The organism is Streptomyces sp. NRRL F-5126 (assembly GCF_000721265.1).
Taxonomy (GTDB): Bacteria; Actinomycetota; Actinomycetes; order Streptomycetales; family Streptomycetaceae; genus Streptomyces.
Genome location: NZ_JOFZ01000010.1, coordinates 356457 through 371598, shown reverse-complemented (window position 1 = coordinate 371598; position 15142 = coordinate 356457). Strand labels below are relative to the sequence as shown.

Genomic DNA, 15142 nt, shown 5'->3' with positions numbered 1-15142 from the left:
ACACGGTGGACCGCCTCCCGGCGGCCACCGACCACCACGAACGAGGAACCACTTCATGGACGACCAGAACGGGACCGGCTCGGGCGACGAGCACGGCGAGCTCGGCGGCGCCGAGTACGCGGAGTTCATGGAGATCGCCGCGCAGGAGGGGTTCGACCCCGAGGAGGTCGACGGCGCGCTCGACGAGGCCGGCCACGGGCCGCTCCCCGTCGTCGCCGTCGTGGGCCGCCCCAATGTCGGCAAGTCGACTCTCGTCAACCGCATCATCGGCCGCCGCGAGGCGGTCGTCGAGGACAGGCCCGGCGTCACCAGGGACCGGGTGACCTACGAGGCCGAGTGGTCGGGCCGCCGCTTCAAGGTCGTCGACACCGGCGGCTGGGAGCAGGACGTCCTCGGCATCGACGCCTCCGTCGCCGCCCAGGCCGAGTACGCGATGGACGCGGCCGACGCCGCGATCTTCGTCGTGGACGCGACGGTCGGTGCCACCGACACCGACGGCGCGGTCGTCAGGCTGCTGCGCAAGGCCGGCAAGCCGGTCGTGCTCTGCGCCAACAAGGTCGACGGACCGAGCGGCGAGGCCGACGCGGCCATGCTCTGGTCGCTGGGCCTGGGCGAACCGCACCCCGTCTCCTCGCTGCACGGGCGCGGCACGGGCGACATGCTCGACGCCGTGCTCGAAGCGCTGCCCGACGCGCCGAAGGAGACGTTCGGCGGCGCCGTCGGCGGCCCGCGCCGGATCGCGCTCGTCGGCAGGCCCAATGTCGGCAAGTCGTCCCTGCTGAACAAGGTCGCGGGACAGGAGCGCGTCGTCGTCAGCGAACTGGCGGGCACCACCCGCGACCCCGTCGACGAGCTCATCGAACTCGGCGGGAAGACATGGAAGTTCATCGACACGGCCGGCATCCGCCGCCGCGTCCACATGCAGGAGGGCGCCGACTACTACGCCTCCCTGCGCACCGCCGCGGCCGTCGAGAAGGCCGAGGTCGCCGTCGTCCTCATCGACACCGGCGAGTCCATCACCGTCCAGGACCAGCGGATCCTCACGATGGCCGTGGACGCGGGCCGCGCGCTCGTCATCGCCTACAACAAGTGGGACACGCTGGACGAGGAGCGCAGGTACTACCTGGAGCGCGAGATCGACTCGGAGCTCGGACAGGTCTCCTGGGCGCCGCGGGTGAACGTGTCGGCGCGCACGGGACGCCACATGGAGAAGCTCGTCCCGGCGATCGAGACGGCGCTCGCGGGCTGGGAGACGCGCGTCCCGACCGGCAGGCTGAACGCGTTCCTCGGCGAGCTCGTCGCAGGGCACCCGCACCCGATCAGGGGCGGCAAGCAGCCGCGCATCCTCTTCGGCACCCAGGCCGGCACCAGGCCGCCCCGGTTCGTGCTGTTCGCGTCCGGGTTCATCGAGGCCGGCTACCGGCGGTTCATCGAGCGCAGGCTCCGCGAGGAGTTCGGCTTCGAGGGCACCCCGATCCACATCTCCGTACGGGTGCGGGAGAAGCGCGGCCGCAAGAAGTGATTCGGGCGACGGTCGAGCGGCCGCGTTCGGCCCGGCATCCGGGGCGCCTCACACGGGGCGCCGCCGCGCGGGCGGCAGCGCGGCCTGCGCGTGGCGCGGCTGCTGGTACGGGTCGCGCTGCCACCCCCCGGACTGGACGGCGCGCTCCCCGTACCGGCCGGCGTAGCCGCCGCGCGGGACGGGACGGATCCCGAAGGCCGTGAAGCCGAGGTCCTCCTCGCCGCTCCTGTCGCCCGGCAGGGCTCTGAACGACCTCAGGTACTCGGAGTACAGCGCGTCGTAGATCGGCGTCGTGCTGTACCCGTCGACGAGGTCCTGCGCGGGGCGCATCGAGGGAAGGTGGGCGCGGGTCGGTTCGTAGGCGTACACGTGACGCCCAACGACCCCGCGACCTTCGGGATGCGGGGTATCGGGCGTTATTGCCCTGTTTTTGGACGGGTCCCCGGCCGCCGGCTGCTCGCCGGGCCGCCGGGGACCGGCGGTATGACGGCCCGTCACGTGCCCGCCAGCGGCATGGCGGCGGCGACGAGGCGGCCGTCGGCCGCCGCCTTGTCCAGCGCGTCGCGCAGCAGGTCCTCGCGCGGCTGCTGCCCGATCGAGCCGACCGGCGCGGCGAACACCAGTACCCGGCTCGACCTGCCGGCCTCGGCGCGCCACCCCTCGGTGACCTGCAAAGGCTGGTGCGCCTGCCACCAGGCGACCTGGCCGCCGCCGTTCGCGCCGGGCTGGAGCACCGCGTGCAGCTTGCCCATGGCGAGCAGCACCGACCAGCCGGGCAGCGCCTCGGGTGTGGCGGACAGGTCCCGCACGGGCCGGAAGCCCTGCTCCACGAGGAGCTGGAGGAACTGGTCGGGGCCCGTCGTGCCGGGGCGCGCGATGGGCGCCGTCGGCTCCACCACCAGGGCGGGGTGCAGGGCGCCGTCGATCAGGACGAGCCCGCTCGTGACGCCGAGCACGGCCTGCTCCGGCCGGCCGGACGGGGCGGCGTCCCCGCCATCGCCGCCGGTGATGGACCTGACCGCCCCCTGGAGCTGGTCCTCCGCCACCTGCACGACCTGTGAAGGGATGCAGGATGCGTGGGCGAAGGCGAGCACGGCGGTCTCCTCGCCGACGAACAGCACGGTGCTCGTACGCTCCTGCTCCGAGTCACCGGGCGTGCGGCAGGAGGTGCAGTCGTAGCTGCCGGGCGAATTGTCGCCGGCGAGCAGCCGATCGGCTTCTTCGTCGCCGATCTCGGCGCGTACGTCTTCGCTGACGTCGAGCATGCGCGGCACGGGTGGCTCCTCGAACTCGGTACGTGGCGCCGGGTTCTTCCCGGCTCGTACGAAGACAACGGGCGATCCGTGGCCGGGGTCACGCAACGGTGCCCCATGGAAGGGTCGAATCTTCCGGGAAACGGCACCGATCTTCGGGGAAACGGCACCGAACGTCCGCATTCCGCATCTCACCGGTGGGGCGGGCGCCGTGGCCCGCCGGGACGCGCGCGGTGCCGCGCGCCGGGCTCCAGCCACCAGACAGCGGAAGAACGAGGAAGCCAGACCGCATGAACGGTTCCACCGAGCACCTCGCCCAGGCGACCGGGTGCGCCGTCGACTGCATAGCGGACTCGGCGGGCGGTATCACGTTCGACATCCCGTGCGACGGGCCGGCCGATCGCGCGGTCCTCGTGCTGGGGGCCCGCGGTGGGGACGGCGGTGGGGACGGCGGCGGACGCGCCGAGGTCAGGCTGCCGCTCATGGCCGCCGACGACGGCCGCAGGCGCGCCGTCCTGCCGTCCACCGTCGAACTGGCCGAGGGTCACTGGGACGTCCGGTGCGGCGCCACGGGGACGGACGAGCCGCTGCGCACGGGCGTGCGGGACGTGCGGGCGCTGGTCGGCCGGGTGCCCGAGGCCGGCCCCGTCTCGGTGCGCCTGCCGTACCCGACGGCTGACGGCGGCCTCGCGGTGCGCAGCTGGGTCAGGGAGCCGCACGCAGAGGCGGGCGAGATCCACTGCCTCCCGGGCGCCGTCACCGTCGAGGGCGTCTGGTACGGGAGTGCGGGCGGGTCGGGCGGTGCGGCGGTCGAGGCGCGGTTGCGCGGCGGCGGGCTCGTGCACCGGGTGCCGGCCACCGGGCGCGGCGGCGTCTTCGCCTTCACGCTGCCGTACAGGCCGCTCGCCCGCACGTGCGTGGAGCGGCGGCAGTGGTGGGACCTGTGGCTGGTGCCGGGCGGGGGCCTTCCGGCGGCGCGGATCTCGCGGATCCTCGACGACGTGTGGGACAAGCGGGGCTGGACGGTCGGCCCGGCGCACGAGTCGGCGGGCGTGCGCGCCGTGCCGTGCTACACGGAGGACAACGGGCTGAGCGTGCGGCTGGAACCGGCGCACCTCGCGGCTGCCACCCCGTGAGCGGAATTACCTCGCGTTCCGGTATTCGAAAGTGCTGCCGCGACGAGTCGTCATGGACACGAGTAATGCGGTAAACGGAATTTCTCAGGTTCGCGGGCCGCGTGAAATTCAGGGGGACGGCATATGGCGGCCCGGTGTCCGGTTCGCCATTACCCTCTGCCAGCTGTCGAGATTCTGTGACAGAAGTGTGACTCCGGTGGGCCGAAAGGGGGTGCCGCGCCCTCGCGCACCGATCGGCGCCTTCCGCCGCGTGCGGACCCGGCCTACGGTGAGGGCATGGCACCGACACCCCGACCCCAGCAGGGCCCTGACGACGCCACGGAGGCGTATGTCGGCCTCGACGCCGAGAGCGCGGAGCGCAGGGCGCGGGAGCACGGCTGGACCACGGTGCGCGCGCTGCCCCCCGGCTCGGTCGTGACGCTCGAGTTCCGCGAGGGGCGCCTGAACTTCGAGGTGGACGACGGCTCCGTGGTCCGCTGCTGGCGCGGCTGACGCTCGCCCGTGCCCGCGCAGGGCTTGTCCCTTCCGGTCAGCCGCCGGCGATCTGCCGGGACTGCGGCGGCCTGCGGTTGCCCGCGGGCGTGACCGGCGGGCGGTCCGAGCGCACCGGGTGGTGCGTCCTCGACTGCGCCAGCGTGCCCTTGCCGGAACCCGGCGCGGCTGAGGGGCCGGCGGCCCCCGCACGACCCGCACGCGCGGCTCCGACCGGCCTGCGTGGCGGCTCGCCGTCGGTGGGCCGCCTGGGCGGCAGCTGCTCGTCCCCGCCGGCCGGCGCCGGGGCGCCCGCCCTCGCGCCGCGGTAGGCGCGCCACCGGTCGCGTGCGGCGAAGATCGCCAGCTCGGCGCGGCCGATCATCGGCTCGAACCAGGGCATGGCCAGCAGGATCAGCAGGCCGGCCGCCCAGCCGAGCAGGACGTCGCTGACCCAGTGCGTACCGAGGTAGACGGTCGTCGCGCCGACGCCGAGGGCGAGCGCGGACGAGCCCAGCGAGAGGTAGCGGCGGGTGCGCGGGGTGGTGGCGAGATAGGCGAGGATGCCCCAGGTCACGACCGCGTTGGCGGTGTGGCCCGAGGGAAATATGTCGCCGCCGGAGAAGAGCTCGGGCGAACCGACCTGCGTCCCGTAGTGCGGGCCCTGCCTGCCGAGCCCCAGCTTCACCGCGCCGACCGTGACGTTCAGCAGCAGCAGCGAGGTGCCGAGCACCAGCAGGGGCCGCAGCGTGTGCTGCCGCCACGACCGCCAGCCGAGCCAGGCGGCGATCATCACGGCCGTGGGCCCGCGCTGCCCGAGGACCACGAAGTAGTCGAGGAACGCGTGCAGCCCCGGCCACTGCTGGTAGGGCCGGAAGAGGAAGGTCTTCCAGTCCAGCGCCACCAGCCAGGAGTCGGTGAGCACGGCAGCCACGACGAAGACGTAGAACGCCAACGTCCCGCCGAAGAGAGCCGTGCGGGTGGAGCTCATCCGCGGGATCACTATCTTCGGCGGCACCGGCTCCCGGTCGAGGCGGGCAAAGATGTCGGTACGCACCCAATCGACGTTACAGCGAGTGAGTGAGCGGGCAGGTCGATCAGGTCTCTTTGTGATGACGATGTGATGTGGAGTATGTCTCAGGTCGCGGTTTATCCGAAGCGGTTCCCGAAATTCAAGTGATCTTGTTCTTTTTTATTCGACACGCCGTGCGAGGTGATTCCGCATGCTGCCATGAATTCGTTCACCGAAGCGTCGTGCGGGGTTTCCCGTCCGCTCGCCCTGGACGCCCCGGCCGTGCTGCCCGTAACGTCGGGCACGGCCGATGACTACCACTGCTAGTTTTCAGGTGCCGCCGGAGGTAACACCATGTCCAAGCCGTCCGCCGCCAAGCGCCCGCCCTTCGACCCGGGCGACCCCCTCGGCATCGACGACCTGCTGGCCCCCGAGGACCTCGCCGTGCGCGACACCGTGCGTGCCTGGTCGGCCGACCGCGTCCTGCCCGAGATCGCCGGCTGGTACGAGCGCGGCGAGCTGCCCGGCGTGCGCGAGCTGGCCCGCGAGCTCGGCGGCCTCGGTGCGCTCGGCATGCACCTGGAGGGCTACGGATGCGCCGGCGCCGGCGCGGTGCAGTACGGACTCGCCTGCCTGGAGTTCGAGGCCGCCGACTCCGGCATCCGCTCCCTCGTCTCCGTGCAGGGCTCGCTCGCGATGTACGCGATCCACCGCTTCGGCTCGGAGGAGCAGAAGACGCGGTGGCTGCCGTCCATGGCCTCGGGCGAGACGATCGGCTGCTTCGGCCTGACGGAGCCCGACCACGGCTCCGACCCCGCGGCGATGCGCACCAGGGCGCGCCGCGACGGCGGTGACTGGGTGCTCGACGGCCACAAGATGTGGATCACCAACGGGAGCGTCGCCGGGGTCGCCGTCGTCTGGGCGGCAACCGACGAGGGCGTGCGCGGGTTCGTGGTGCCGACGGACACGCCGGGATTCTCCGCGCCGGAGATCAAGCACAAGTGGTCGCTGCGTGCCTCCGTCACCAGTGAGCTGGTCCTCGACGGGGTGCGGCTGCCCGCCGGCGCCGAACTGCCCGGGGCGCGCGGCCTCGGCGGGCCGCTCAGCTGCCTGAACCAGGCGCGCTACGGGATCGTGTGGGGTGCGATGGGCGCCGCGCGCGCCTGCTTCGAGGCCGCGCTCGGCTACGCGCGCGAGCGCGAGCAGTTCGGCAGGCCCATCGGCGGCTTCCAGCTCACCCAGGCGAAGCTGGCCGACATGGCGCTCGAACTCCACAAGGGAATCCTGCTCGCCCACCACCTCGGGCGGCGGATGGACGCGGGCACGCTCCGCCCCGAGCAGGTGAGCTTCGGCAAGCTGAACAACGTGCGCGAGGCGATCGAGATCTGCCGGACCGCGCGGACGATCCTCGGCGCCAACGGCATCTCCCTCGAATACCCCGTGATGCGGCACGCGACGAACCTGGAGTCGGTGCTCACCTACGAGGGCACCGTGGAGATGCACCAGCTGGTCCTGGGCAAGGCGCTCACCGGTCTCGACGCCTTCCGGTGAGCGGCCCTGCTCAGCTCTGGTTGAAGAAACCGTCCTGGGGGCGGCTGCTGCCGTCGTCGGAGACGATCTCGGTGTGGGCGGGGGTCAGCAGGAAGACGCGGTTGGCCACGCGGTCGATGGAGCCGCGCAGGCCGAAGATCAGGCCCGCGGCGAAGTCGACCACGCGCTTGGCGTCCGCCGGGTCCATCGCCGTGAGGTTCACGATGACGGGGATGCCGTCACGGAACAGCTCGCCGATGCCGCGCGCGTCCCGGAAGCTGTCCGGCGACACGGTCGCGATCCTGCGGTCCTGGTCCTGGGCGGCCTCCGCCGCGCCGCGGAGACGGAGGTCGGTCTTCCAGGCGTCGCCGCTCTCGACACCCTCGGAGTACTCGTCGTCGTCGTAGTACCGCTCGTCATTGTCCTCGACGAGGCCCAGCCAGGCGCTCGCCTTGCGCACCGATCCCATGGACGCCTCCTTTCACCGCGGTCACTTGTGGTTCCGCATCCCCTCTATGGTCATCCATCATGCTGATCCGGCGCCAAGGGGATAACCGCCGTGCAGATGATTCGTGACGCTTCTGGCACACAGGATATGGCGGTTCGTCAGGGTTCTTCCCCTGCGGAGACGATGAATCAGCACGAAATATGAATTTCGGCCCAGACGGGTGATCTATCGGGCGTCCGGGTGACCCGGGGCCGTGCCGTGCGCCGCGGGGCGCCATCGCCTCCAGTGCGGCTTCGTGTCCGCGGGGCCTCGCGCGATCGGGCCCTGCCCGCCAGGGGCCTGACGGGCCCACAGGTGCCGCACAGGTTCATGGACTGTTTCCGGACACCCCGAATCATCACCCTGCGCTGTGGCTGTGATCGCACCGGGTGTTCGCGATCGGAACGACCATGGCGGCTCCTGCCGAGGCCGGCCGGCGCGCCAATGTGGTGCTCGCCACAGACGAGTCCTGAAGGGGGTCTTGTGGGTTACTCGCGGGTTTCGCCATAGTGGGCGGCCACATCTTCCGTATCGGACCACCCCACATGGCTCCGGTGCGGTCCCCCCACAGGAGGCTCGTACATGAAAGATGGTCAGCACAGGCGAATAACCGGGAGGCGCACCGCCGTCGCGGGAGGTGCCGTGGCCGCGCTCGTACTGGCGGGCATCACCTTCCAGACTGCGAACGCGTCCGAGGGATCACCGCAGTCCACGGTGAAGTCACTGACCCCGCTGGCGGCCGGAAAGCTCTCCTCCTCGCTCGTCAAGGACCTGGGCGTGAACGACTCCGCCGGCTCGTACTACGACGCGAAGTCGAAGGCGCTCGTGGTGAACGTCCTGGGTGAGGACGCGGCGGACGCGGTGCGCGAGGCCGGCGGCAAGGCGAGAGTCGTCGCGAACTCGCTGAGCGAGCTGAAGAGCGCCAGGAAGACCCTTTCCGGTGCGGCGTCGTCCGTGGCCGGCACGTCCTGGTCGATCGACCCGGTCGCGAACAAGGTCGTCGTCACCGCCGACCGCACGGTCAAGGGCGCCGCGCTGAGCAGGCTGAGCGGCGTGGTGAAGGGGCTCGGCTCCAAGGCCGAGCTCAAGCGGACGGCGGGGGAGTTCAAGCCGTTCATCGCGGGCGGCGACGCGATCCAGGGCTCGGGCGGGCGGTGTTCGCTCGGCTTCAACGTCGTCAAGGGCGGCCAGCCGTACTTCCTGACGGCGGGTCACTGCACCCAGGCCATCCAGGACTGGACGGACGCGCAGGGCAACGAGCTGGGCTCCAACGCCGGGTCGGACTTCCCCGGCCACGACTACGGCCTGGTGAAGTACGCGTCGCCCGACACGCCGCACCCGAGCGAGGTCGACCTCTACAACGGCAGCACCCAGAAGATCACGGGCGCCGCCGACGCGACGGTCGGCATGAGCGTGCAGCGCAGCGGCTCCACGACGCACGTGCACGGCGGCACCGTGACGGGGCTCGACGCCACGGTCAACTACGGCAACGGCGACGTCGTGAACGGGCTGATCCAGACCGACGTGTGCGCGGAGCCGGGCGACAGCGGCGGCTCGCTGTTCTCCGGCAGCTCGGCGATCGGCCTCACGTCGGGCGGCAGCGGCGACTGCACGTCGGGCGGTGAGACGTTCTTCCAGCCGGTGCCCGCGGCGCTGTCCGCGTTCGGCGCCCAGATCGGCTGACGCGCCGGGCCGGCCGCGGCGCCGCGGCCGGCCCGCGGGGCGCGTGAGGCGCGTGAGGGGCGGACGGGACTGGTTCCCGTCCGCCCCTCACGCTGTCCGGCGATCCCCGCCGGGATGCGCCACCTCGCCCGCCGGCCGGAGACCCGTTGTTCCCCCGCGCGGCCGGAACCCGCGCGGCGCCGCCGCGGGCACGTCGCGGCCCCTGGGCGGCGTTCACGCAGGTCGGAGTGGTTGAACGGAGGCGCCACGGCCGCGGCACGCCCGCAGGGGAGGCGCCCGGAGCGGGTCCGGAGAGAGCCCTCCCACATCGTTCGCACGGACGTTCGAAACTGGTTATGGTGGGGACCGTGGGGGCGAGTTTCGGACAGCGCGGGAGGTGGAGGTGGAGTCGTTCACGCATCTGCACACCGCCTCCGGGTACTCCCTGCGCTACGGCGCCTCCCACCCGGAGCTGCTGGCCGAGCGCGCCGGCGAGCGCGGCATGGACGCCCTCGCCCTCACGGACCGCGACACCCTCGCGGGTGCCGTCAGGTTCGCCAAGGCGTGCGAGGCCTCAGGGGTGCGGCCGGTGTTCGGCGTGGACCTCGCCGTGGCGGGCGCACTCCCCGACGCGGGTCCGGGCAGGGCCGTGGCGCGCCGCCGCGCCACTCCCGTACGGGGCGGCGCCTTCGTCGACGAGTCGGCCGCGCGCGCCGTCTTCCTCGCGCGCGGTGGCGCCGGCGGGTGGGCCGACCTGTGCAGGCTCGTGTCCACCGCGCACGGCACGGGACCGTCGGGACCGCTGCTGACCTGGCGCGACAACCATGGCGACGCCCTCACCGTCCTCCTCGGCCCCGACTCCGAGGTCGGCCGCGCCCTCGCCGCCGGCCGGCCCGACCGCGCCGCCCGGCTGCTCGCGCCCTGGCGCGAGGCGTACGGCGACGCGCTGCGCCTCGAGGTCGTGCACCACGGCCGCCCCGGCGCGGGGCCCGGCTCGCTGCGCCATGCCGCCCGCACCCTCGGCTTCGCCGCCGAGCAGGGCGTACGCGCGGTGCTCGGCAACGCCGTGCGGTACGCCGACCCCGGGCAGGGCCCGGTGGCCGACGTGCTCGACGCGGCACGCCGCCTCGTCCCCGTCGACCCCCGCAGAGGCCTCGACACGGGGGAGCGGTGGCTGAAGGACGCGGCCGGGATGGCGCGTACCGCCGGCCTGGTCGCCGAGGCCGCGGGCCTCGGGCGGGACGCCGCGCACCGCCTGCTCGCCCTGACCGAGCGGACCGCGGCCGCCTGCCTGGTCGACCCGGCGGACGACATCGGCCTGATCGAGCCGTCGAAGGGGTTCGGCGAGGACAACGTGCACTTCCCCGAGTCGCGCCTGGTCGGCGCCGGCCGCCGCACGGCCTCCCGGGTGCTGCGCTCGCGCGCCGCCGCCGGGATGGTCGCGCGCGGCTACGACCTGCGCCCCGACCGCCGGGAGTACTGGCGGCGTATGGACGAGGAGCTGCGCACGATCGACGCGTTCGGCTTCGCCTCGTACTTCCTCACCGTCGCCGGGGTGAGCGACGACATCAGGAACATGGGCATCCGGGTCGCCGCCCGCGGCTCCGGCGCGGGATCCCTGGTCAACCACCTGCTGGGGATCGCGCCCGCCGACCCCGTCGCGCACGGCCTGCTGATGGAGCGGTTCCTCTCCAGCCGCCGCCCCGGCCTGCCCGACATCGACATCGACGTGGAGTCGGCGCGCCGCCTCGAGGTCTACCGCGCGATCCTCGCCCGGTTCGGGCCCGAGCGGGTCGCGGCCGTCGCGATGCCGGAGACGTACCGGGTGCGCCACGCCGTGCGGGACGTCGGCGCCGCGCTGTCCATGCACCCGGCCGAGATCGACCGGATCGCCAAGGCGTTCCCGCACATCAGGGCTCGCGACGCCCGCGCCGCGCTGGCGGAGCTGCCCGAGCTGAAGGACCTGGCGGAGGAGAAGGAACGTTACGGCAGGTTCTGGGAGCTGGTGGAGTCGCTGGACGCGCTGCCCCGCGGCGTCGCCATGCACCCCTGCGGCGTGCTGCTCTCCGACGCCTCGCTGCTGCGCCGCACCCCGGTGGTGCCGACCAGCGGGGAGAGCTTCCCGATGTCCCAGTTCGACAAGGAGGACGTCGAGGACCTGGGGCTGCTCAAGCTGGACGTGCTGGGCGTGCGGATGCAGTCGGCGATGGCGCACGCCGTCGCCGAGATCGGCCGGGCCACCGGCGAGGCGGTGGACCTCGACGACCCGGCGCAGGTGCCGGAGGGCGACCGGGAGACGTACCGGCTGATCCGCTCGGCCGAGACGCTCGGCTGCTTCCAGATCGAGTCGCCCGGCCAGCGCGACCTGGTCGGCAGGCTCCAGCCCGCCACCTTCCACGACCTGGTCGTGGACATCTCACTGTTCCGTCCTGGACCCGTCGCCGCCGACATGGTGCGGCCCTTCATCGAGGCGAGGCACGGCAAGGCGCCCGCCCGCTACCCGCACGAGGACCTGGAGGACGCGCTGCGCGAGACCTACGGGGTGGTCGTCTTCCACGAGCAGATCATCAGGATGCTGGACACCATGACCGGGTGCGGCCTTGAAGAGGCCGACCGGATACGGCGCGGCCTGTCGGACCCCGGGTCGCAGGGCAGGATCCGCGCCTGGTTCGAGCGGGCGGCCGGGGAGAAGGGCTACACGCCCGAGACCGTGACGCGTGCCTGGGAGATCGTCGAGGCGTTCGGCTCGTACGGCTTCTGCAAGGCGCACGCGGTCGCGTTCGCCGTGCCGACGTACCAGTCCGCGTGGCTGAAGGCCCACCACCCGGCGGCCTTCTACGCGGGACTGCTCACCCACGACCCGGGGATGTACCCCAAGCGGCTGCTGCTCGCGGACGCGCGGCGGCGCGGGGTGCCGGTGCTGCCGCTCGACGTGAACCGGTCGGCGGTCGCCCACCGAATCGAACTGGTGTCTGATGGCGGTCCGGTGGCGGGCCGGTACGGACTCCGGCTCGCCCTGTCCGACGTGCACGGCATCAGCGAGACCGAGAGCGCGCGTATCGAGGCGGGGCAGCCGTACGCCTCGCTGCTCGACTTCTGGCAGCGCGCCCGCCCGGGCAGGCCGGTGGCGCAGCGGCTCGCGCAGGTCGGCGCGCTCGACGCGTTCGGCGCCAACCGGCGCGACCTGCTGCTGCACCTGTCCGAACTGCACGGCGCGCAGCGTGGCAAGGCAGCCGGCGGGGCGCAGCTGCCGCTGGGGGAGGGGCGGGGCACCGCGGCGGCCGGGCTGCCCGACCTGGACGAGACGGAGCGGCTGAGCGCCGAGCTCGGCGTGCTGTCGATGGACACGTCCAGGAACCTGATGGACGACCACCACGCCTTCCTCGCCGAGCTCGGCGTCCACTCGGCGAAACGGCTGCGGGACGCGCCGCACGGCAGGACGGTACTGGTCGCGGGCGCCAAGGTGGCCACCCAGACGCCGCCGATCCGGTCCGGCAGGCGGGTCATCTTCACCACGCTCGACGACGGCACGGGCCTGGTGGACCTGGCGTTCTTCGACGACTCGCACGACGCGTGCGCGTACCCCGTCTTCCACTCCTGGCTGCTGCTGGTGCGCGGGGTCGTGCAGCGGCGCGGGCCGCGCAGCCTGAGCGTGGTGGGCGCGAGGGCGTGGAACCTCGCGGAGCTGGTGGGACTGCGGGAGCAGGAGGGGCTCGACGCGGTCGCGGCGGCGCTCGCGGCGCCCGCGCCTGGCGGCGGCGCGGCGGGCGATGGCACGCCTGGCGGGCCCGCGCCTGACGGCGGCCGCAGGATCCAGCTGCCGACCGGCTACGAGATGAACCCCTGGTCCGACCTGCGCCCCGCCGGCGAAGGCCCGGCCACGGGAAGGAAGTTGTGGCATTCGAGCCCGGGGAGCGCGGGAAGATGATCATCTGCGTACGGCTGCGCGACGGCGCGGCACTGCCCGACCTGCTCGGGGTGGCCGAGGACATCAGCCCGGTGGCCCAGGCGCTGCCCCCTGACACCGCCCTCATCGACGTCGCGGGCGCGCGGCGCTACTTCGGCCAGGACGCGGCGGGGATCGCCTCGGTGCTGCGGGTGCGCGCGCTCGCGCACGCCGGCGCCGACTGCGCCATCGGCGTGGCCGCCACCCCGCTGACCGCGCGGATGGCGGCCAGGCAGGCGGCGTACGGCACGACGCTCGTCGTGGCGGACGACCCGCGCGAACTGGCCGCGTTCCTCGCGCCGAAGCCGGTCACCGCGCTGCCGGGCGTCGGCGCCGCCACCGCCAGGACCCTGCGTACCTACGGGCTCGGCACCGTCGGGAAGGCCGCGGGCGTGCCGCTGGCGACGCTCCAGCGTCTCCTCGGCGTACGGGTGGGACGGGAGGTGCACGAGAAGGCGCACGGCATCGACCGCACGCGCGTCGTCCCCGGCGCGGGCGCCCGCACGCTCGCCGCCGAGCGCGCCTTCGGCCACGACGAGGTGGACCGCGGCGCCCAGCGCCGCGCGCTGCTGTCCGCGGCCGGCGAACTGGGCGGCAGGCTCCGCGACTCCCACCAGGTGTGCCGCTCGCTGACGCTCGTGGTGCGCTACGCGGACGGCTCCACCACCCCGCGCACCCGCACCCTCCCCGAGGCGACCGCACACACGCCGGCCCTCACCGCCACCGCGTACCGCATGCACGACGCGCTCGGCCTGCAACGGGCCAGGGTCCGGGCGTTCTCCCTGCGCGCGGACGGACTGGTCCCCGAGGCAAGGGCCACCCGCCAGCTCACCCTCGACCCCGCGGACGAACGCGCCCGCCGCCTGGAGGAGACGGCCGACCGCGCACGCGCGCGCTTCGGCCCGTCGGCGATCCGGCCGGGCACGCTCGCGGCGTGAGACGCGGGCGTACGGTGCCCGCATGGACGACCACGACCACCCGGTGCGCGCCGCCGTCACCGCCGAAGCCCCGCGCGTGGCGGCCGTCACCGACGCGGCGTACCGCCCCTACGTCGCCCGCATCGGCCTGGCCCCGGCGCCGATGGCGGCCGACCACGCGGCGGACATCGCCGCGGGGCGTGTATTCGTCACCGGCCGGCCCGTCACCGGCGTCCTCGTCATCGAGCCGCACGAGGACCACCTCCTGCTCGTGTCGGTGGCCGTCCACCCCGACGCGCGCGGCACGGGCGCGGGGCGCGCCCTGCTGGAGTTCACCGAGCGGCGGGCCGCCGCGCTCGGGCTGCCCGAGGTGCGCCTGTACACGCACGCGCTGATGACGGAGAACCAGGCGCTGTACGAGCGGGTCGGCTACGTCCGCACGGGCCGCACGACGGAGGGCCGCTACGACCGAGTGCACTACCGCAAGCCTGTCGCCCCTCACGGGTCCTGACGTACTCAGGACCTGGGCCCGTTGTCAGTGGCGTGCGGCACCATCGCACCATGACCACCACGGACTGGGACGCAGCGGCCGCCACCTTCGACGACGAACCGGACCACGGCCTGACGCGGCCCGGGGTACGCGCGGCCTGGGCCGCCCGCCTCGCCGCCTGGCTGCCCGCCCGGCCGTCCGCCGTCCTCGACCTCGGCTGCGGCACGGGCTCCCTCGCGCTGCTCGCCGCCGAGAGCGGCCACCACGTCACGGCCGTGGACCTGTCGCCGCGCATGACCGAGCGGGCGCGCACCAAGCTGGCCGGCACGGGCGCCGAGGTCCTGCTGGGAGACGCCGCGGCGCCACCGGTCGGCGGCCGCCGTTTCGACGTGGTGCTGGTACGGCACGTGCTGTGGGCGCTGCCCGACCCGGACGCGGTCCTGCGCCACTGGGCCTCGCTGCTGCGGCCCGGCGGCCGGCTGGTGCTCGTGGAGGGCGTCTGGCAGGGCGCGGGCCTGCCGCACGAACGGGTCGTCGCGGCACTCGCCCCGCTGGTCGAACGGGTCCAGCACGTCCCGCTCTCCGCCGACAGCGCCCTGTGGGGCAAGCAGATCGACGACGACCGCTACGCGGTACTCGGGGTCTGAGGAACATCTGTGTCAGATCGTGCGCTAAGCGTTCGTCGGCCCTGGCGGGCGGCTGACGGAGCATCGGCT

General features: G+C 73.4%; 12 protein-coding genes and 1 pseudogene. 9 read left to right on the top strand and 4 right to left on the bottom strand.

Translation table 11 applies throughout. The annotated features are described in order from the left end of the window. Positions 1 to 55: 55 nt before the first annotated feature. Positions 56 to 1522 carry a ribosome biogenesis GTPase Der gene (der, locus tag IH48_RS0123130; RefSeq protein WP_030907864.1) on the top strand — a complete coding sequence of 489 codons (1467 nt, stop codon included), beginning with the start codon at positions 56 to 58 and terminating at the stop codon, positions 1520 to 1522. Between the two features lie 48 nt (positions 1523 to 1570). On the opposite strand, the gene IH48_RS37660 is transcribed toward der, so the two are convergent. Both IH48_RS37660 and IH48_RS0123120 read right to left on the bottom strand, forming a co-directional pair. Next, complete coding sequence (locus IH48_RS37660; protein WP_420705526.1) at positions 1571 to 1852, bottom strand: hypothetical protein; 282 nt, start codon at positions 1850 to 1852, stop codon at positions 1571 to 1573. A gap of 164 nt (positions 1853 to 2016) precedes the next feature. Next, positions 2017 to 2796 carry a hypothetical protein gene (locus IH48_RS0123120; RefSeq protein ID WP_030907857.1) on the bottom strand — a complete coding sequence of 260 codons (780 nt, stop codon included), beginning with the start codon at positions 2794 to 2796 and terminating at the stop codon, positions 2017 to 2019. 269 nt (positions 2797 to 3065) lie between these two features. Between IH48_RS0123120 and IH48_RS0123115 the strand changes: the two genes are divergently transcribed. Next, positions 3066 to 3911 carry a hypothetical protein gene (locus IH48_RS0123115; RefSeq protein ID WP_030907854.1) on the top strand — a complete coding sequence of 282 codons (846 nt, stop codon included), beginning with the start codon at positions 3066 to 3068 and terminating at the stop codon, positions 3909 to 3911. A 276-nt stretch (positions 3912 to 4187) separates the two neighbouring features. Then, positions 4188 to 4403, top strand: a complete 216-nt coding sequence (locus IH48_RS0123110; RefSeq protein WP_030907851.1) for an I78 family peptidase inhibitor — start codon at positions 4188 to 4190, stop codon at positions 4401 to 4403. A gap of 37 nt (positions 4404 to 4440) precedes the next feature. Here the strand turns inward: IH48_RS0123110 and IH48_RS0123105 are convergent, their stop codons facing one another. Then, positions 4441 to 5439, bottom strand: a complete 999-nt coding sequence (locus IH48_RS0123105) for a phosphatase PAP2 family protein (protein WP_030907848.1) — start codon at positions 5437 to 5439, stop codon at positions 4441 to 4443. Positions 5440 to 5748: 309 nt separating this feature from the next. Between IH48_RS0123105 and IH48_RS0123100 the strand changes: the two genes are divergently transcribed. Further along, a complete protein-coding gene (locus IH48_RS0123100; RefSeq protein ID WP_030907846.1) occupies positions 5749 to 6945 on the top strand; it encodes an acyl-CoA dehydrogenase family protein in 1197 nt (398 codons plus the stop codon). 10 nt (positions 6946 to 6955) lie between these two features. Here the strand turns inward: IH48_RS0123100 and IH48_RS0123095 are convergent, their stop codons facing one another. Then, positions 6956 to 7393: a cell division protein SepF gene (locus IH48_RS0123095; RefSeq protein WP_030907843.1), complete on the bottom strand. Its 438-nt coding sequence runs from the start codon at positions 7391 to 7393 to the stop codon at positions 6956 to 6958. A gap of 600 nt (positions 7394 to 7993) precedes the next feature. On the opposite strand from IH48_RS0123095, the gene IH48_RS0123090 reads away from it, so the two are divergent. From IH48_RS0123090 to IH48_RS0123070, 5 genes and pseudogenes are all read left to right on the top strand, one after another. Beyond that, entirely contained in the window at positions 7994 to 9094 is a 1101-nt protein-coding gene (locus tag IH48_RS0123090; protein WP_037842961.1) for a S1 family peptidase, read from the top strand. A 382-nt stretch (positions 9095 to 9476) separates the two neighbouring features. Beyond that, the gene (locus IH48_RS0123085) at positions 9477 to 13001 is read left to right on the top strand and encodes a DNA polymerase III subunit alpha (protein ID WP_051840382.1); all 3525 of its coding nucleotides are present in this window, start codon (positions 9477 to 9479) and stop codon (positions 12999 to 13001) included. Continuing rightward, the gene (locus IH48_RS0123080; RefSeq protein ID WP_030907835.1) at positions 12998 to 13957 is read left to right on the top strand and encodes a DNA polymerase Y family protein; all 960 of its coding nucleotides are present in this window, start codon (positions 12998 to 13000) and stop codon (positions 13955 to 13957) included. Before IH48_RS0123085 ends, IH48_RS0123080 begins: the two co-directional genes overlap by 4 nt. A 22-nt stretch (positions 13958 to 13979) precedes the next feature. Further along, the gene (locus tag IH48_RS0123075; RefSeq protein ID WP_030907832.1) at positions 13980 to 14447 is read left to right on the top strand and encodes a GNAT family N-acetyltransferase; all 468 of its coding nucleotides are present in this window, start codon (positions 13980 to 13982) and stop codon (positions 14445 to 14447) included. A gap of 50 nt (positions 14448 to 14497) precedes the next feature. Beyond that, positions 14498 to 15064: pseudogene (locus IH48_RS0123070) on the top strand (class I SAM-dependent methyltransferase); the annotation flags it as partial. Positions 15065 to 15142 lie beyond the last annotated feature (78 nt).